This is a genomic window from Streptomyces sp. NPDC058758, from assembly GCF_042746075.1.
Lineage (GTDB): Bacteria > Actinomycetota > Actinomycetes > Streptomycetales > Streptomycetaceae > Streptomyces.
This window is the reverse complement of the sequence record NZ_JBHYPS010000004.1, coordinates 100591-118582: the sequence shown is the minus strand read 5'-3', so window position 1 is coordinate 118582 and position 17992 is coordinate 100591. Positions and strand designations below refer to the sequence as shown.

The 17992-nt window shown below is 72.9% G+C and carries 15 protein-coding genes and 1 pseudogene; 7 read left to right on the top strand and 9 right to left on the bottom strand.

Annotated features, from left to right (window positions below):
- Positions 1-12: 12 nt before the first annotated feature.
- From ACFW6A_RS07020 to ACFW6A_RS07000, 5 genes are all read left to right on the top strand, one after another.
- Entirely contained in the window at positions 13-696 is a 684-nt protein-coding gene (locus ACFW6A_RS07020; RefSeq protein ID WP_351843497.1) for a LuxR C-terminal-related transcriptional regulator, read from the top strand.
- Between the two features lie 148 nt (positions 697-844).
- Positions 845-1888, top strand: coding sequence for a galactose-1-phosphate uridylyltransferase (galT, locus tag ACFW6A_RS07015; RefSeq protein WP_386639197.1), 1044 nt, complete (start codon positions 845-847; stop codon positions 1886-1888).
- A complete protein-coding gene (gene galE / locus ACFW6A_RS07010; RefSeq protein ID WP_351843501.1) occupies positions 1885-2877 on the top strand; it encodes a UDP-glucose 4-epimerase GalE in 993 nt (330 codons plus the stop codon). The genes galT and galE overlap by 4 nt, the downstream gene beginning before the upstream one ends.
- Positions 2874-4013, top strand: a complete 1140-nt coding sequence (galK, locus tag ACFW6A_RS07005; protein ID WP_351843503.1) for a galactokinase — start codon at positions 2874-2876, stop codon at positions 4011-4013. The genes galE and galK overlap by 4 nt, the downstream gene beginning before the upstream one ends.
- Before the next feature lie 267 nt (positions 4014-4280).
- Positions 4281-5057, top strand: a complete 777-nt coding sequence (locus tag ACFW6A_RS07000; protein ID WP_351843506.1) for a response regulator transcription factor — start codon at positions 4281-4283, stop codon at positions 5055-5057.
- Here ACFW6A_RS07000 and ACFW6A_RS06995 read toward each other — a convergent pair.
- On the bottom strand, positions 5016-5513 hold the full coding sequence (locus ACFW6A_RS06995; RefSeq protein WP_030494707.1) for a MarR family winged helix-turn-helix transcriptional regulator: 498 nt from the start codon (positions 5511-5513) through the stop codon (positions 5016-5018). The two genes, ACFW6A_RS07000 and ACFW6A_RS06995, sit on opposite strands and share 42 nt — an antisense overlap.
- Before the next feature lie 162 nt (positions 5514-5675).
- Between ACFW6A_RS06995 and ACFW6A_RS06990 the strand changes: the two genes are divergently transcribed.
- On the top strand, positions 5676-6512 hold the full coding sequence (locus ACFW6A_RS06990) for a trans-aconitate 2-methyltransferase (protein ID WP_351843510.1): 837 nt from the start codon (positions 5676-5678) through the stop codon (positions 6510-6512).
- A 234-nt stretch (positions 6513-6746) separates the two neighbouring features.
- Here ACFW6A_RS06990 and ACFW6A_RS06985 read toward each other — a convergent pair.
- The 4 genes and pseudogenes from ACFW6A_RS06985 to ACFW6A_RS06970 form a co-directional block, all read right to left on the bottom strand.
- Positions 6747-7142, bottom strand: a pseudogene (locus tag ACFW6A_RS06985) (FG-GAP repeat domain-containing protein); the annotation flags it as partial.
- A gap of 1324 nt (positions 7143-8466) precedes the next feature.
- Positions 8467-10176: a VCBS repeat-containing protein gene (locus ACFW6A_RS06980; RefSeq protein WP_351843515.1), complete on the bottom strand. Its 1710-nt coding sequence runs from the start codon at positions 10174-10176 to the stop codon at positions 8467-8469.
- Between the two features lie 236 nt (positions 10177-10412).
- Positions 10413-11108, bottom strand: coding sequence for a TetR/AcrR family transcriptional regulator (locus ACFW6A_RS06975; RefSeq protein WP_351843518.1), 696 nt, complete (start codon positions 11106-11108; stop codon positions 10413-10415).
- The gene (locus ACFW6A_RS06970) at positions 11105-12088 is read right to left on the bottom strand and encodes a fatty acid desaturase (protein WP_351843520.1); all 984 of its coding nucleotides are present in this window, start codon (positions 12086-12088) and stop codon (positions 11105-11107) included. Before ACFW6A_RS06970 ends, ACFW6A_RS06975 begins: the two co-directional genes overlap by 4 nt.
- Before the next feature lie 236 nt (positions 12089-12324).
- On the opposite strand from ACFW6A_RS06970, the gene ppc reads away from it, so the two are divergent.
- The gene (gene ppc / locus ACFW6A_RS06965) at positions 12325-15054 is read left to right on the top strand and encodes a phosphoenolpyruvate carboxylase (protein WP_351843523.1); all 2730 of its coding nucleotides are present in this window, start codon (positions 12325-12327) and stop codon (positions 15052-15054) included.
- A 70-nt stretch (positions 15055-15124) separates the two neighbouring features.
- Here the strand turns inward: ppc and ACFW6A_RS06960 are convergent, their stop codons facing one another.
- The 4 genes from ACFW6A_RS06960 to ACFW6A_RS06945 form a co-directional block, all read right to left on the bottom strand.
- Positions 15125-16051, bottom strand: coding sequence for an LPXTG cell wall anchor domain-containing protein (locus ACFW6A_RS06960; RefSeq protein ID WP_386639190.1), 927 nt, complete (start codon positions 16049-16051; stop codon positions 15125-15127).
- Positions 16052-16194: 143 nt separating this feature from the next.
- A complete protein-coding gene (locus tag ACFW6A_RS06955) occupies positions 16195-16638 on the bottom strand; it encodes a hypothetical protein (RefSeq protein ID WP_351843528.1) in 444 nt (147 codons plus the stop codon).
- 39 nt (positions 16639-16677) lie between these two features.
- Positions 16678-17274 carry an aminoacyl-tRNA hydrolase gene (gene pth, locus ACFW6A_RS06950; RefSeq protein ID WP_351843531.1) on the bottom strand — a complete coding sequence of 199 codons (597 nt, stop codon included), beginning with the start codon at positions 17272-17274 and terminating at the stop codon, positions 16678-16680.
- Positions 17275-17371: 97 nt separating this feature from the next.
- Entirely contained in the window at positions 17372-17965 is a 594-nt protein-coding gene (locus tag ACFW6A_RS06945; RefSeq protein ID WP_351843533.1) for a 50S ribosomal protein L25/general stress protein Ctc, read from the bottom strand.
- Positions 17966-17992: the final 27 nt, after the last annotated feature.

Sequence of the window (17992 nt, the reverse complement as noted above, 5' to 3'; positions counted from 1 at the left end):
GGGGAGGACGGGATGGGCGTTCGGCTCGTGGTCGTGGACGACCACCGCCTGCTCGCGGAGGCGCTCGCCTCGGCGCTGAAGCTGCGCGGGCACCGGGTGCTCGCGGCGGCCGCGCCGACGGCGGGGGCGGCGGAGGTGGTGGTGGGCCGGGCGCCGGAGGTCTGCCTCTTCGGCACGGCCGCGCCGGCCGAGCCCGGGACCTTCGAGCCGGTCGCGCGGATCAAGCGGGAGCGTCCGCAGGTGGCCGTGGTGGTGCTGGGCCCGGTGCCCTCGCCGCGCGGCATCGCGGCGGCCTTCGCGGCCGGGGCGTCGGGGTACGTCCGGCACGACGAGCGGATCGAGGGCGTCGAGCGGGCGCTGCTGAAGGCCCGGGCGGGGGAGGTGGCGGTGGCGCCGCAGCTGCTCGCGGGGGCCTTCGCGGAGCTGCTGAACCCGGCGGCGCAGCCGGACGACGAGGCGCAGCGGCTGCTGCGGCTGCTGACCCACCGGGAGGTGGAGGTCCTGGTGCGGGTCGCGGAGGGGGAGGACACCCGGCTGATCGCGGCGGGGATGGGGATCGCGCCGAGCACGGCGCGGACGCACGTGCAGCGGGTGCTGATGAAGCTGGGCGTCGGGTCCCGGCTGGAGGCGGCGGCGCTGGCGGCCCGCACGGGCCTCCTGGACCGGGCGGTGCCGGGGCAGCGCGGACCGCGCTGATCCCGCGCCGATTCCACGCCGATTCCGAGCTGATCCCGCGGGGTCCCGGGGCCCGCGGAGCCGCGGGCCGCGCTCCGCCCTTGACCTCGATGTTCGGTTGTGGTTCTTTGTGCTTGGTTCTGTTTGATCGCGCCCGGAGGGTACCCCCGTGAAGAAGACCGTCACCACGCTCGCCGACGGGCGCGAGCTGATCTACTACGACAGCCGCGACGACGCGGTCCGCACCGCCGTCGACCCGCGCCCCCTCGCCCCCGTCGCCTCCCGCTCCGAGATCCGGTACGACGAGCTGACAGGCGACCACGTCGCCGTCGCCTCCCACCGGCAGAGCCGCACCTACCTCCCGCCGGCCGACGCCTGCCCGCTCTGCCCGGCCAGGGACGGCCACGAGAGCGAGATCCCCGAGCCGGACTACGAGGTCGCGGTCTTCGAGAACCGCTTCCCCTCCCTCTCCGGCGGAGTCGGCCGCTGCGAGGTCGTCTGCTTCACCGACGACCACACCGCCTCCTTCGCCGACCTCACCGAGGAGCGGGCCCGGCTCGTCCTCGACGCCTGGACCGACCGCACCGCCGCGCTCTCCGCCCTCCCCGGCGTCCAGCAGGTCTACTGCTTCGAGAACCGGGGCCGGGAGATCGGCGTCACCCTGCCGCACGCCCACGGCCAGATCTACGCCTTCCCCTACGTCACCCCCCGCACGGCCCTGACGCGCCGCCGCATCGACGAGCACCGCCGGGCCACCGGCGGGAACCTCTTCGACGACCTCGTCGCCCGCGAGCGCGCCGACGCCGAACGGGTGGTCCTGGAGACCGAGCACTGGATCGCCTTCGTGCCGTACGCCGCCAAGTGGCCGTACGAGGTCCACCTCCACCCGAAGCGGCGCGTCCCCGACCTGCTCGGCCTCGACGAGGCGGCCCGCGCGGAGTTCGCACAGGTCCATCTGGAACTCTTGAGGCGCTTCGACCGGATCTTCGGCCCGGCGGAGCCGCCGACGCCCTACATCGCCGCCTGGCACCAGGCGCCGTTCACGGACGAGCGGCGGGAGGACTTCGGACTGCACCTGGAGCTGTTCACGGTCCGGCGCGCCTCCGGCAAGCTGAAGTTCCTCGCGGGCACCGAGTCCGGCATGGGGGCGTTCATGAACGACATCCGGCCGGAGGACGCGGCCCGGCGCATCCGAGAGGTGGCAAGCGCATGACGACTGCCAAGAAGTACCTGGTCACGGGCGGAGCGGGCTACGTGGGCGGCACGGTCGCCGCCCACCTCCTGGAGCGGGGCCACCGGGTCACCGTCCTCGACGACCTCTCCACCGGCTTCCGGGAGGGCGTCCCGGCCGGCGCCGAGTTCGTCGAGGGCCGGATCCAGGACGCCGCCCGGTGGCTCGACGGCTCCTACGACGCCGTCCTGCACTTCGCCGCCTCCTCGCAGGTCGGCGAGTCCGTCGCCAAGCCGGAGAAGTACTGGGAGAACAACGTCGGCGGCACCCTGGCGCTGCTCGCCGCCATGCGCGCGGCCGGCGTCCGCAAGCTGGTGTTCTCCTCCACCGCCGCCACCTACGGCGAGCCGGAGACCGTCCCGATCACCGAGACCGCGCCGACCGCCCCCACCAGCCCGTACGGGGCGACCAAGCTGGCCGTCGACCACATGATCACCGGCGAGTGCGCCGCCCACGGCCTCGCCGCCGCCTCCCTGCGCTACTTCAACGTGGCCGGGGCGTACGGCGGGCTCGGCGAGCGCCACGACCCCGAGTCGCACCTCATCCCGCTCGTCCTCCAGGTCGCCCTCGGCGAGCGCGAGGCCATCTCCGTCTACGGCGACGACTACCCCACCCCCGACGGCACCTGCGTCCGCGACTACATCCACGTCGCCGACCTCGCCGAGGCCCACCTCCTGGCGCTCGACGCGATGACCGCCGGCACCGTCCCGGCGGGCGAGCACCTGATCTGCAACCTCGGCAACGGCAACGGCTTCTCCGTCCGCGAGGTGATCGAGACCGTCCGCAAGGTCACCGGCCACCCGATCCCCGAGATCACCGCCGCCCGCCGCCCCGGCGACCCGGCCGTCCTGGTCGCCTCCGCCGACGCCGCCCGCGAGCGGCTCGGCTGGACGCCGTCCCGCCCCGACCTCGCCGACGTCGTCGCCGACGCCTGGGCCTTCGCCCGCCGGCGCGAAGGAGACCGCCCGTGACCGTCGCCGCCGACTTCGAGGCGCTGTACGGCGCCGCGCCCGACGGGGTCTGGGCCGCCCCCGGGCGGGTCAACCTGATCGGGGAGTACACCGACTTCAACGACGGCTTCGTGCTGCCGCTCGCCCTGCCGCACACCACCGTCGCCGCCGTCTCCCGCCGCGACGACGGCGTGCTGCGCCTGCACTCCGGCGACGTCGACGGCGGCATCGTCCAGCTCGACGTCGAGACCCTCGCCCCGCTCTCCGGCGGCGGCTGGGCCGCCTACCCGGCCGGCGTGGTCTGGGCGCTGCGGGAGGCCGGGCACCCGGTGTCCGGCGCCGACGTGCACCTCGTCTCCACCGTGCCGACCGGCGCCGGGCTCTCCTCCTCTGCCGCCCTGGAGGTCGTCACCGCCCTCGCCCTGAACGACCTCTTCGGCCTCGGACTCACCCGCCCCGAGCTGGCCCGGATCGCCCAGCGTGCCGAGAACGCCTTCGTCGGCGTGCCCTGCGGGGTCATGGACCAGATGGCCTCCGCCTGCGCCCGGGAGGGCCACGCCCTCCACCTGGACACCCGGGACCTGTCGTACCGGCAGGTGCCCTTCGACCTCGCCGCCGAGGGGCTGGCCCTGCTGGTCGTCGACACCCGGGTGAAGCACGCGCTCGGGGACGGCGCGTACGCCGAGCGGCGCGCCGGCTGCGAGGCGGGCGCGCGGGCGCTCGGGGTGCGCGCCCTGCGCGACGTCAACGCCGCGCATCTGCCCGCCGCACTCGATCGGCTGACCGACGAGACGATTCTGCGGTACGTCCGGCACGTGGTCTCGGACAACGACCGGGTGGTCCGGGTGATCGCCCTGCTGGACGCCGGGGCGACCCGCTCGGTCGGCCCGGTCCTCACCGACGGGCACGCCTCGCTCCGGGACGACCTCCGGGTCTCCTGCCCGGAGCTGGACCTCGTCGTCGAGGCGGCGAACGGGGCCGGGGCGCTCGGCGCCCGGATGACCGGGGGCGGCTTCGGCGGCTCCGCGGTGGTCCTCGTGGAGGCGGAGCGGGCCGAGGAGATCGGCGCGGCCGTGCGGAAGGCCTTCGCCGCCGCCGGGTACGCGGAGCCCGGGATCTTCCCGGCCGTCCCCTCGGCGGGCGCCCGCCGCCTCTGACGCCGGGCGACGCCCGGCCGCGTCCGACGGACCCCCAAGGACCGCCGAGTTCGGACACTTCCGCCAATCGGCCCCCGCAGTGCCGTGCCGCCCCCCTAATGTGTGGGCAGCACCGGTGGGGGCCGGTGCCGTTCAGGGGAGCGAGACCCGTCGGGTACGGCGCCGGGAGCGGGGGTAGCAGTCTGGGCACGGCGGCGGCCGTGCGCCGGACGGACCCGCCCCCGGCGCCGTACCGCGCCGGTCTCTCCTCGACACTTGGGGGTGTCCGTGGCACGAATCCGGGTCCTGGTGGTGGACGACCACCGCGTCTTCGCCGAGTCGCTGGCGGCCGCGCTGGCGGCCGAGCCCGACGTCGACGTCGCCGCGGCGGGCAGCGGCCCCGCCGCCATGCGCTGTCTGGACCGGGCGGCCGCCGAGGGGCGCCGCTTCGACGTGCTGCTGGTCGACGCCGACCTGGGCGGGCTGCCCGCGGCCCCGGCGGCCGTGCCCCCGGGGCCGGACGGCGGGCCCGTCGTGGACGGGATCTCGCTGGTCGCGGGGGTGCGGAAGGTCCAGCCCGCGGTCCGCACGGTGGTGCTCGCCGAGAAGGACGACGCCCGCCGCGCCGCGCTGGCGCTCCAGGCGGGGGCCTGCGGCTGGGTGGCGAAGGACTGCTCGCTCCAGCGGCTCCTCGCCGTGGTCCGCGGCGTCCTGCGGGACGAGACGCACCTGCCGCCGGCGCTGCTGACCGGGGTGCTGCGGGAGCTGACGGCGGTCCGGAAGCACCGGACGGAGAGCGAGCGGCTGGTGGAGTCGCTGACCCCGCGCGAGCGGGAGGTGCTGCGCTGCATGGTGGCGGGCCTGGGCCGCAAGGCGGTCGCCGAGCGGCTCTTCCTCTCGCCGCACACCGTCCGCACGCACATGCAGAACGTGCTGGGGAAGCTGGGCGTCCACTCGACGCTGGCGGCGGTGGCGCTGGCCCGGCGGGCGGGCGTGGGCCCGGCGCCGCTCCCGGAGCGGGCCCTAGCCGGGGACGTTGTCGAACGGGGCGGTCAGCCGGCGTAGCAGGGCGGCCAGTTCGGCGCGCTGGGGGCGGGAGAGCTGGGCGAGGATGGCCCGCTCCTGGGCGAGCAGCCCGGCGAGCGCCTCGTCGGCCCGGTCCCGCCCCTCGGGGGTGAGCCGGACCAGCACCCCGCGCCGGTCGCTGGGGTCGGGCAGCCGCTCGACCAGGCCCTTCTTGGTGAGCCGGTCGATGCGGTTGGTCATGGTGCCCGAGGTGACCAGGGTCTGGGTGAGGAGCTGGCCGGGGGAGAGCTGGTACGGGGCTCCGGCGCGGCGCAGCGAGGTGAGGACGTCGAACTCCCACGGCTCCAGCTGGTGCTCGGAGAAGGCGAGCCGCCGGGCGCGGTCGAGGTGCCGGGCCAGCCGGGAGACGCGGCTGAGGACCTCCAACGGTTCCACGTCGAGGTCCGGGCGCTCACGGCGCCATGCAGCGACCAGCCGGTCGACCTCGTCCTCCATGTGATCAGTGTAGTGGGTCTGTTGACATAAAGTCTCTTGCATTCGAGTATCTCGATGTCATGAATCTTGATTTCGAGATATAATTTCCGGGTGAGAGGGGAAGGGACCCGGCCGAAACCCGGTTCCGCTTGGCCGACTCACGCCTGCAAGGGGACATCGAACATGCATTCCGTGGAAACCGTCGCCGCACCCGTCTGGGACCCGCGGCAGTACCTCCGCCACACCCACCACCGCACCCGCCCCTTCCTCGACCTCCTCCAGCGAATACCCCGGCTCCCGAACGGCGACCGCCCCGCCCGCATCGCCGACCTCGGCTGCGGCCCCGGCAACGTCACGGCCCTCCTCGCCGAGCGCTGGCCCGACGCCCACATCACCGGCTTCGACCTCTCGCCCGAGATGCTCGAACGGGCCGGGAAGGACTGGTCCGGCACCACCTCGGGCGGCGGCTGGATCGACTTCCGCCCCGCCGACGCCGCCCACTGGACCCCCGCCGAGCCCTACGACCTGATCGTCTCCAACGCCGCCCTCCAGTGGGTCCCCAACCACCCCGAGTCCTTCGCCGCCTGGACCGGGGGCCTGCGCCCCGGCGGCGTCCTCGCCTTCCAGGTCCCCGCCAACTTCACCTCCCCCAGCCACGCCCTCCTCGGCGAACTCTGCGCCCGCCCCGAGTGGCGCGCCCGCCTCGCCGGCCAGGGCCGGCGCTTCGTCCACATCCTCACCCCCGCCGACTACCTCGCCCGGCTCACCGCCCTCGGCTGCGAGACGGACGTCTGGGAGACCGTCTACTGCCAGCTCCTCCAGGGCGAGGACCCCGTCCTCGACTGGGTCAAGGGCACCGCGCTGCGCCCCGTCCTCACCGCCCTCGCCGACGACCCCGAAGCGACGGATGCCTTCCTCGCCCAGTACCGCGACCTCCTCCGCGAGGCCTACCCCCCGGGCCCGCACGGCACCGTCTTCCCCTTCCGCCGCGTCTTCGCGGTGGCCCGCACCCCGGCGTGAGGGACGCGGACGGGCCCCGCACCGGAGGAATCCGGTGCGGGGCCCGTCGGGAGCCGTGAGGCGTCAGGAGAAGTTGTTGTAGATCTGGTAGCCCGTGCCGATCCGCAGACGGGCGGAGAACTTGCTCGGGCTGGTGCCCAGGTAGCGGTACAGGTCGCCGTTGGAGGCGACGCCGAGCAGGTCGGCCTTGCCGTCGGCGTTGAGGTCGCCGGGGGCGGCCAGCTGCTTGTACGTGTTCCAGCCGCTGCCGATGAGCTTGCGGGCGCCGAAGGGGGCGCTCTCCTTGCCCGTGCCGGCGTACAGGTACAGGTCGCCGCCGGTGGTGCGGGCCAGCAGGTCGGTGCGGCCGTCACCGGTGTAGTCGCCGGCGCCGAGGATCTTGTTGTACGCGCCCCAGCCGGCGCCGACGCGGATCCGCGCGGAGAACTTGTCGCCCTGGCCGTTGCCCTTGTAGAGGTACAGGACCCCGCTCCTGTCGCGGGCGAGCAGGTCGGCCTTGCCGTCGCCGCTCAGGTCGCCCGGACCGACGAGGGTGTTGTAGGCGCCCCAGCCGGCCCCGATGAGGTTGCCCTCGACGTACAGCTCTCCGTCCTCGACCACGGCGAGGTCGGAGGACGCGTCCGGGTTCATCGAGGACAGGTGCGCGTAGGTGGCGCCCAGGAACCAGCCCGTGTCGAAGAGCATGTCGCGCGAGTAGAGGCCGCCCTTGGTGTTGTTGGCGTACCACCACAGGGTGCCCTGGGAGTCGCGCCCGATGGCGCCCTCCTTGCCGGTGTACGGGATGCTGCCGGCGCCCGCGAACTGCGCGATGCCCGCGAAGAGGCCCGCCTCGCCGTACATCGTGCGGCCGCCGAGGGTCCCGTTGCCGTTCGGGAGGTAGAGGTACATCGTGCCCGCGGGGGTGCGGGCGAACAGGCTGCCGCCGCCGGCGGGCAGGATCTGGTTATACGCGTTCCAGCCGGCGCCGATGGACTTGCGGGTGGCGAACGGGCGGGTCGTGTTGCCCGTGCCGGCGTACCACCAGAGGGTGCCGGTGGTGTCGCGGGCGTAGAGGTCGCCGAGGCCGTCGCCGTTGCCGTCGCCCAGGCCGACCAGCTGGTCGTAGCCCTGCCAGCCGCCGCCCACGGGGATGCGGCCGCCGAGCGGCTTGTCCAGGTCGCCGGTGGCCGGGTACAGGTACAGCTGGCCGTCGAAGGCGCGGGCGATCACGTCGGCGAGGCCGTCGCCGTTCACGTCACCGGGCGAGACGATCTTGTTGTAGACCTGCCAGCCGCCGCCCACCCGGTGCTCGTACGGGGTGCCCGTCGGGTCGGCGTCCTGGTACAGCGTGAGCGTGCCGTCCTCGGAGACGACGAGCACCTCGGGCTGGGTGGTGTCCCCACCCTGGTCGCCGATCGGGATGATGTCCTTCGCGACACCGGACTCGTAGCGGTACAGCTCGAACGGGTCCTCGGAGAGGTCCGTGTACAGCTGGCCGTCGAGGGCGCGGAAGATGAGGTCGTCGATGCCGTCGCCGTCCAGGTCCGACAGCAGCGAGGAGCCGGCCCCGGCGGCGGCGACGCCCGCGCGGGCGCCGTCCTGGCCGGCGCGCGGCAGCTGCTGCGGCGGGGTGAACGACGGGTCCTGCTTCTCGGCCGAGGCGCGCGGCGCCGGGGTGTCGGCCACGGCGGGGGTCGCCAGCAGCATGCCGGCGGAGAGGGCGAGAGCGGTGCACGCGGCGACGCGGCGGCCACGCCCGGAGAACATGGAACGCAAAGGATCCCCCCCTGGGGAAACGTGAAGATGTGGGTACCGGGACGGGTTCCGCACCGCCTCCGCGCGCACCTGCGCCCGAAGGGCGAACACCCTCCCGGATGTGTGCGTGAGTGTAACGCCCGCCCCCGACATCCAGGCGAACGGTTTCCGAACGAGAGGGCCCCGCCACCGGACGGTGACAGGGCCCCGGAGCCCCGGCCTAGTACAGGTTCGGGTAGATCTGCCAGCCGTCGCCGACCTTGGCCCGCGCCGAGAAGACGCCGGCCGCGGCCGTCGAGTGGTAGCGGTACAGCGTGCCCCCGGACGTCGTCGCGAGCAGGTCCGCGCGGCCGTCGCCGTCCACGTCGCCCGGAGCGACGATCTGCCGGTACGCGTTCCAGCCGCCGCCGACCTTCACGCGGGTGGCGAAGGGACGGGTCGAGACGCCCGTGCCCTTGTACAGCCACAGCGTGCCCGAGCCGTCCCGGGCCAGGATGTCCGCCCGCCCGTCGCCGGAGACGTCACCGGCACCGACCAGGCGGTTGTACGAGGCCCAGCCCGCACCGACCCGGATCCGGGACGCGAAACCGGTCCCCTCGCCGTTGCCGCGCATCAGGTACAGCACGCCCGAGCGGTCCCGGGCCAGCAGGTCGCCCTTGCCGTCGCCGTTCAGGTCACCGGGACCGAAGACGTGGTTGTACGGACCCCAGCCGCCGGCGGTGAAGTTGCTCTTGTAGAAGGTGCCCTCGTGGGTGAAGTAGAGGTCGGGGTACGAGTCCGCGTCGAGCGAGGAGGCGTAGCCCAGCGCCAGACCGGACCAGTCGCCCCCCTCCAGCGGGTCGCGCGCGGTCAGCCGGCCGTTGTTCTTCGCCCCGTACCAGTACAGGGCGCCCCCGGCCGTCCGGGCCAGCAGCGCGTTCTTGCCCGACGAGGGGATCGAGCCGGAGCCCGCGAACTGGTCGACCCCGATGAAGCCGCCGGCGTCCGACAGGCGGCCCGGGGCGAGGAACGTGCCGTTGCCCCGGCCGTTGTACACCCACAGGGAACCGTCGACCCGCCGGGCGAACAGGTCCGCGACGCCGTCGCCGTTCACGTCGTCGACGGAGAAGATCTGGTTGTACGCGTTCCAGCCGAGGCCGATGGACCGCTTCGGCTTGAACGGGCTGGTCTTCACACCGGTGCCGCTGTAGAAGAACAGCTCGCCGCGGGGCGTCCGCGCCACCACGTCGCCCCGGCCGTCCCCGTCGTTGTCGCCGATGCCGACGAGCTGGTCGTACGCGCCCCAGCCGACACCCGCCTTCACCGGCGCCGAGAACGGCGCGTAGAGGTTGCCGGTGCTCCGGTAGAAGTACAGCTCGCCGTTGTGCTTGCGGGCCAGCAGGTCGGCGCGCCCGTCACCGTCGACGTCGCCGGGCGTGAAGACCTTGTTGTAGACGCCCCAGCCGCCGCCGGTCCAGTAGTGCGAGCCGCCGTCCAGCAAGGACTCGCCGTGCAGCTCCGCCTTGCCGTACTGGGTCAGCACCAGCACCTCGGGCCGGCCGCTGCCGTTCAGGTCGCCGAGCGGGACCAGGTCGAGCGGGACCTCCTCGGCGCCGTAGCGGGCCCACGCGCCGCCGTCGCCCGAACCGCTCGTCACGACGTCGAGCCCGCCGTTCCAGTTGCGGACCAGCAGGTCGGTGAGGCCGTCGCCGTCCACGTCGAACCGGGACGGAGCCGTCTGGGCGGCCTGCGCGGCCCGGGCCGGGGCGCCGTCGCGCAGCTTCGACAGGTCGAGCTCGGGCAGCGGCTCCGCCGAGCGGCGCGGCTGCTCCGCGGAGGGCCGGGGCGCGGGCTCGGCCACGGCGGGGGTCGCCAGCAGCATGCCGGCGGAGAGGGCGAGCGCGGTGCACGCGGCGAGACGGCGGCCGCGCAGGGAGAAAGCGGTACGCAAAGTGATCCCCCCCTGGGGAACGTGAGAACAGGTTCCAGGGCAGGGCTCCGCGCCTGCTCCGCACGGCGGAACGGCACGTGCGGAGGGCGGACACCCCCCCGGATGTGGGGGGATCATAACCTTGATCGTTGAGACGGCAACGAATCTTTTCGGGATCCGTCAGGTCCGGCGCCGGGGCCCGGCACCGGCGGCCCGGACCGGCCCGGACCGGGCGGGAGGCAGGACCCGGCAGAGGGTCAGCTCTTCCGGTGCCCTATCAGCCGGGGCTTCTGCTCCATGCCGTCCAGGCCGTGCCACGCCAGGTTCACCAGATGCGCCGCCACCTCGGCCTTCCTCGGCTTGCGGACGTCCAGCCACCACTGGCCGGTCAGCGCCACCATGCCCACCAGCGCCTGGGCGTACAGCGGCGCCAGCTTCGGGTCGAAGCCGCGGGCCTTGAACTCCAGCCCCAGGATGTCCTCGACCTGCGTCGCGATGTCGCTGATCAGCGACGCGAACGTACCCGTCGACTGCGCCACCGGCGAATCCCGGACCAGGATCCGGAACCCGTCCGTGTAGTTCTCGATGTAGTCCAGCAGCGCGAAGGCCGCCTGCTCCAGGAGCTCCCGCGGATGACCGGCGGTCAACGCCCCCGTCACCCCGTCGAGCAGCTGCCGCATCTCCCGGTCGACCACGACCGCGTACAGCCCCTCCTTGCCGCCGAAGTGCTCGTACACCACCGGCTTCGAGACCCCGGCCTTCGCCGCGATCTCCTCCACCGACGTGCCCTCGAAACCCTTCGCGGCGAAGAGCGTCCGACCGATGTCCAGAAGCTGCTCCCGGCGCTCGGCACCGGTCATCCGCACCCGGCGGCTCCGCCGGGGCTTCGCTCCGGAACCGCTCGTACCACTGGGGCTGCTGGAACTGCCGTCGATCGCCACGTCCTCCATCATGCCGCGTCGGAGGGCGCGGCCTGCCGCCGGGCGTCGATACGGGACTGCGCCGGCCACCGCACGTCGGACGCCCAGCCCGCCAGCTCGAACCAGCGGATCAGCCGCGCACTGGAGTCGACCTGCCCCTTCAGCACGCCGTGCCGCGCCGACGTCGGATCCGCGTGGTGCAGGTTGTGCCACGACTCGCCGCAGGACAGCACCGCCAGCCACCACACGTTCCCCGAACGGTCCCGCGACTTGAACGGACGCTTGCCCACCGCGTGACAGATCGAGTTGATCGACCACGTCACGTGGTGCAGCAGACACACCCGCACCAGCGAACCCCAGAAGAACGCCGTGAAGGCCCCCCACCACGACCACGTCACCAGACCGCCGACCACCGGCGGAATCGCCAGCGACACCACCGTCCACAGCACGAACTGCCGCGAGATCCGCCGGATCGCCGGGTCCTTGATCAGATCCGGCGCGTATTTGTGCTGCGGCGTCCGCTCCTCGTCGAACATCCAGCCGATGTGCGCCCACCACAGGCCCTTCAGCAGCGCCGGGACCGTGTCCCCGAACCGCCACGGCGAATGCGGATCGCCCTCCGCGTCCGAGAACTTGTGGTGCTTGCGGTGATCCGCCACCCAGCGCACCAGCGGCCCCTCCACCGCCAGCGACCCCATGACCGCCAGCGCGATCCGCAGCGGCCGCTTCGCCTTGAACGACCCGTGCGTGAAGTACCGGTGGAAACCGATCGTGATGCCGTGGCAGCCGATGAAGTACATCGCCGTCATCAGCCCCAGGTCCAGCCAGCTCACCCCCCAGCCCCAGGCCAGCGGCACCGCCGCGAGCAGCGCCACGAACGGCACCACGATGAACAGCCCCAGCGCGAACTGCTCGACGGAGCCCTTGCTGTCGCCGCCGAGCGTGGCGGGGGGCAGCGCCCGGACCTGACTGGACGACTCGGACGCCGAGGGCGCCTCGGGGGTGATGGTCATACGTGTCCCTGGAGGGTGAGGGGAAGGGTGAGGCCGGAAAAGACCGGCCGAGGCTACGGATGCGTAACCTACGGCGACGTAAGTATGGCAGCGCGGCGGCACGCGGCAAGAGGGCACAAGCGGGGGGCTCCCCCACGTCCAGGGAATGGACACCTATCCTGGGAGCGTCGGACAGCGCGGTCCGCAAGCCTCCAGAACCCTCCAGACGTGCTTGAACACTGCAAGGAGCCGCACCTGTGAGCAGTGCCGACCAGACTCCCACCACCAACGCCGAGCTGCGCGCCGACATCCGCCGACTGGGCGACCTCCTCGGCGAGACCCTCGTACGCCAGGAGGGCCACGAGCTCCTCGACCTCGTCGAGAAGGTCCGCCGCCTCACCCGCGAGGACGGCGACGCCGCCGCCGAGCTCCTGCGCGGCGTCGAACTGGAGACGGCCGCCAAGCTCGTCCGCGCCTTCTCCACCTACTTCCACCTCGCGAACGTCACCGAGCAGGTCCACCGCGGCCGCGAACTCCGCGAGAAGCGCGCCGCCGAGGGCGGCCTCCTCGCCCGCACCGCCGACATGCTCAAGGACGGCGACCCCGCGCACGTGCGCGAGACGGTCAAGAACCTCAACGTGCGCCCCGTCTTCACCGCGCACCCCACCGAGGCCGCCCGCCGCTCCGTCCTCAACAAGCTCCGCCGCATCGGCACCCTCCTGGAAAGCCCGGTCATCGAGTCCGACCGGCGCCGCCACGACCTCAGGCTCGCCGAGAACATCGACCTCATCTGGCAGACCGACGAACTCCGCGTCGTCCGCCCGGAGCCCTCCGACGAGGCCCGCAACGCCATCTACTACCTCGACGAGCTGCACGCGGGCGCCGTCGGCGACGTCCTCGAGGACCTCGCCGCCGAACTGGAACGCGTCGGCTACGAGCTGCCCGCCGGCACCCGCCCGCTCACCTTCGGCACCTGGATCGGCGGCGACCGCGACGGCAACCCCAACGTCACCCCCCAGGTCACCTGGGACGTCCTGATCCTCCAGCACGAACACGGCATCACCGACGCCCTGGAACTCATCGACTTCCTCCGCGGCCTGCTCTCCAACTCCATCCGCTACACCGGAGCCACCCAGGAACTCCTCGACTCCCTCCAGCGCGACCTCGACCTCCTCCCCGAGATCAGCCCGCGCTACAAGCGGCTCAACGCCGAGGAGCCCTACCGCCTCAAGGCCACCTGCGTCCGCCAGAAGCTCCTCAACACCCGCGAACGCCTCGCCGCCGGCACCCCCCACCAGGACGGCCGCGACTACCTCGGCACCGCCGAACTGATCCGCGACCTCACCCTCATCCAGACCTCCCTGCGCGAGCACCGCGGCGGCCTCTTCGCCGACGGCCGCATGGACCGCACCATCCGCACCCTCGCCGCCTTCGGCCTCCAGCTCGCCACCATGGACGTCCGCGAGCACGCCGACGCCCACCACCACGCCCTCGGCCAGCTCTTCGACCGCCTCGGCGAGGAGTCCTGGCGCTACGCCGACATGCCCCGCGACTACCGGCAGCGGCTGCTCGCCAAGGAACTCCGCTCCCGCCGCCCCCTGGCCCCCACCCCGGCACCGCTCGACGCCGACGGCCAGAAGACCCTCGGCGTCTTCCACACAATCAAGGAAGCCTTCGAGCGCTTCGGCCCCGAGGTCATCGAGTCCTACATCATCTCGATGTGCCAGGGCGCCGACGACGTCTTCGCCGCCACCGTCCTCGCCCGCGAGGCCGGCCTGATCGACCTCCACGCCGGCTGGGCCAAGATCGGCATCGTGCCGCTCCTGGAGACCACCGACGAGCTCCGCGCCGCCGACGTCATCCTCAACGACATGCTCGCCGACCCCTCCTACCGCCGCCTCGTCGCCCTGCGCGGCGACGTCCAGGAGGTCATGCTCGGCTACTCGGACTCCTCCAAGTTCGGCGGCATCACCACCTCCCAGTGGGAGATCCACCGCGCCCAGCGCAGGCTCCGCGACGTCGCCCACCGCTACGGCGTCCGCCTCCGCCTCTTCCACGGCCGCGGCGGCACCGTCGGCCGCGGCGGCGGCCCCTCGCACGACGCGATCCTCGCCCAGCCCTGGGGCACCCTGGAGGGCGAGATCAAGGTCACCGAGCAGGGCGAGGTCATCTCCGACAAGTACCTCATCCCGTCGCTGGCCCGCGAGAACCTCGAACTGACCGTCGCGGCCACCCTCCAGGCCTCCGCCCTGCACACGGCGCCCCGCCAGTCCGACGAGGCCCTGGCCCGCTGGGACGCCGCCATGGACACCGTCTCGGAGGCCGCCCACACCGCCTACCGCAAGCTCGTCGAGGACCCGGGCCTGCCCGCGTACTTCCTCGCCTCCACCCCCGTCGACCAGCTCGCCGACCTGCACCTGGGCTCGCGGCCCTCCCGCCGCCCCGGCTCCGGCGTCTCCCTCGACGGACTCCGCGCCATCCCCTGGGTCTTCGGATGGACCCAGTCCCGCCAGATCGTCCCCGGCTGGTACGGCGTCGGCTCCGGCCTCAAGGCCCTGCGCGAGGCCGGCCTCGAAGCGGTCCTCGGCGAGATGCACGAACGGTGGCACTTCTTCCGCAACTTCCTCTCCAACGTCGAGATGACGCTCGCGAAGACGGACCTGCGGATCGCCCGCCACTACGTCGACACCCTCGTCCCCGACGAGCTCAAGCACGTCTTCGAGGCCATCGAGGCGGAGCACGCGCTCACCGTCGAGGAGGTCCTCAGGGTCACCGGCGGCGAGAAGCTCCTCGACTCCCACCCGGTCCTCCAGCAGACCTTCGCCATCCGCGACGCCTACCTGGACCCGATCTCCTACCTCCAGGTCGCCCTCCTCGCCCGCCAGCGCGCGGCCGCCGAGGCCGGCCAGGATCCGGACCCGCTGCTCGCGCGGGCCCTGCTCCTGACGGTCAACGGCGTGGCGGCGGGCCTCCGCAACACCGGCTGACCCCCGCACACGAAGAAGTGCCCCCGCGGGCTCTCCCGCGGGGGCACTTCCCGTCCTACGACGGGGCGCGTCAGTTCTGCGCGGCCTTGCGGCGGCGCATCACCAGGAACGCACCGGCCGCGGCGAGCGCGGCGGCGACGCCGGCCATCACGCCGATCGGCGCACCGGCCCCGGTCTCCGCGAGGTTCCCCTCCTCGGAGCCGCCCTTGGTGTCGGTCTTGCCCTTGACGTCACCGGTGGTGGCGGCGTCGCCGCCCGTGGCGGTCGTCTCACCGGTGGCGGAGGAGCCACCGGTCGCGGAGGCCCCACCCGTGGCGGTCGTCTCACCCGTGGCGGTGGACTCGCCGGTGGTCGTCTCACCGGTGGTGGTCTCACCCGTGGTGGTCCCGCCGGTGGTGGTCTCACCCGTGGTGGTCCCGCCGGTGGTGGTCTCACCCGTGGTGGTCCCGCCGGTGGTGGTCTCACCCGTCGTGGTCCCACCCGTGGTGGTCCCGCCGGTCGAGGTCTCACCCGTCGTGGTCCCACCCGTGGTGGTCCCGCCGGTCGAGGTCTCACCGGTGGAGTTGCCCCCGGTGGTCTCCTCGCCCTCCGCCGCGCAGGTGTGGGAGAGGTTGAAGAAGCCCTGGTCCACCTTGCCGTCCACGATCGCCACGGCGGAGGTCAGCTTCGCACCGGCCTCCGAGGCCACGTACGCGTGGTCGTCCTTCGGCGGACCGAACGAGGTGATCTCGATCGGGGCACCGTCGTTGAACGTGACCGTCAGCTTGACGAAGTTCACGCCACCGCCGGGGATCACGAAGTGCCACCCGTCCTGGTCGGCGGGGATGGTGTCGGGGCACTCACCCTGCTTGAAGCCGGCCGCCGTGATCGGCGTCGGCTGGTGCAGCGGAAGCTCGTACGTCGACTTGCCACCGGTCGCGGAGGCGATCGGCGCCAGAGCAAGGGAGCCCGCCAGGGCCGCGACGAGCGTGGCGGCGGGTATGAGGGAGCGTCGCATGTGCAATCGTCCATCTGTGGAATGAGGGATGCCGTGGGAGGTGGCGCTCGCAGCCTATCCGCAGCCTTAAGCCCCGCTTAACCCAGAGGCACATAACGATCCCGCCGGAAACAGGCGCCGACCCGGCCACACCCGGGCGCCCCTCACAGCGTCAGGAAGGCCGCCACCCACAACGCCGCCCCCGCACCCGCCAGCGACCACGCCGTCCGCCGCAACCGCAGACCCCCCGCCACCAGCGGCGCGGCCAGCACCAGCGCCCCGCCCAGCGGCAGCCACGCGTGCAGCCCACCGCCCCAGCCGGTCCGCACGCCCTCGTCCGTCCCCGGCTTCACCACCACCGGGATCACCGACCCCGGACCCGCCGCCACCGACCGCCCGATCGTCAGCGTCCGCCGCGACGACCCCGGATCCTCCGGCGCGTACGTCCCGCTGCACCGCTCGTCCGTGCACCCCGTCACCGTCAGCGTCCCGTGCTCACGCCCCTTCGCCAGCAGGACGTGCTGCGCCGAACCCCACGACGCCCACACCCCCGCCACCACGAGCAGGACGGCGACGAGGACCATGGCGGCGTTACGGACGTGCGTCATGACCCGCGATCGTACAGTCGTACGGGCCGCACGCCGGACTCAGGAGTTGTACGCCGACTGCGCCCGCTCCAGACCCTCGGTCACCAGACACTCCACCGCGTCCGCCGACCGGTCCACGAACCAGTCCAGCTCCTTGCGCTCCGTCGAGGAGAAGTCCTTCAGCACGAAGTCCGCCACCTGCATCCGGCCCGGCGGACGACCGATTCCGCACCGCACCCGGTGGTAGTCGGCGCCCATCGCCTTCGTCATCGACTTCAGACCGTTGTGCCCGTTGTCCCCGCCCCCGAGCTTCAACCGCAGCGTCGCGTAGTCGATGTCCAGCTCGTCGTGGACCGCCACCACGTGCGCCGTCGGCACCTTGTAGAAGTCCCGCAGCGCGGTCACCGGACCGCCCGACAGGTTCATGTACGACATCGGCTTCGCCAGCACCACCCGCCGCCCCGCCGGACCCACCGGACCCAGCCGGCCCTCCAGGACCTGCGCCTGCGCCTTCTGCGCCCGCTTGAACTTCCCGCCGATCCGCTCCGCCAGCAGATCCACCACCATGAAACCGATGTTGTGACGGTTGGCCGCGTACTCCGGCCCCGGATTGCCGAGGCCGACGATCAGCCAGGGCGCGTTCGCGTCGTCGGTCATCGAGATCTCCTCATTCGCCATTCGCACCGGACACAGAGAAACGGGGCGACGGGCCGCACGGCCCGTCACCCCGTCACGTCGGACAAGAGCCTACGGCTCAGGCCTCGGCGGCCTCGTCACCCTCGGCGGCCTCGGCGGCCGGCTCCTCGGCCTGGGCGGCCAGGACCTGGAGGACCACGGCGTCGGCCTCGGTCACCAGGGTGACGCCCTTCGGCAGGGCGATCTCGGCGGCGGTGACGGAGGCACCGGCCTCCAGGCCCTCGACGGAAACCGTCACGGCCTCGGGGAGGTGGGTGGCCTCGGCCTCGACGGAGAGGGTGTTGAGGACGTGCTCCAGCAGGTTGCCACCGGCGGCCAGCTCGCCCTCGGCGACGACCGGAACCTCGACGGTGACCTTCTCGCCGCGCTTCACGAGGAGGAGGTCGACGTGCTCCAGGCTGCCCTTCAGCGGGTCACGCTGGGCGGCCTTCGGGATGGCGAGCTCGGAGCCCTTGCCCTCGATGTCCAGCGCGAGCAGGACGTTCGGGGTACGCAGCGCCATGGCGGTGTCGTGCGCCGGCAGGGTCAGGTGGATCGGGTCCGAGCCGTGACCGTAGAGAACGGCCGGAACGGCGGCGGCGCGACGGATCTTGCGCGCGGCACCCTTGCCGAACTCGGTACGGACGGTGGCGGCGAGCTTGACCTCGGACATGTGCACTCCTCGTAGGGGGCGGTGACG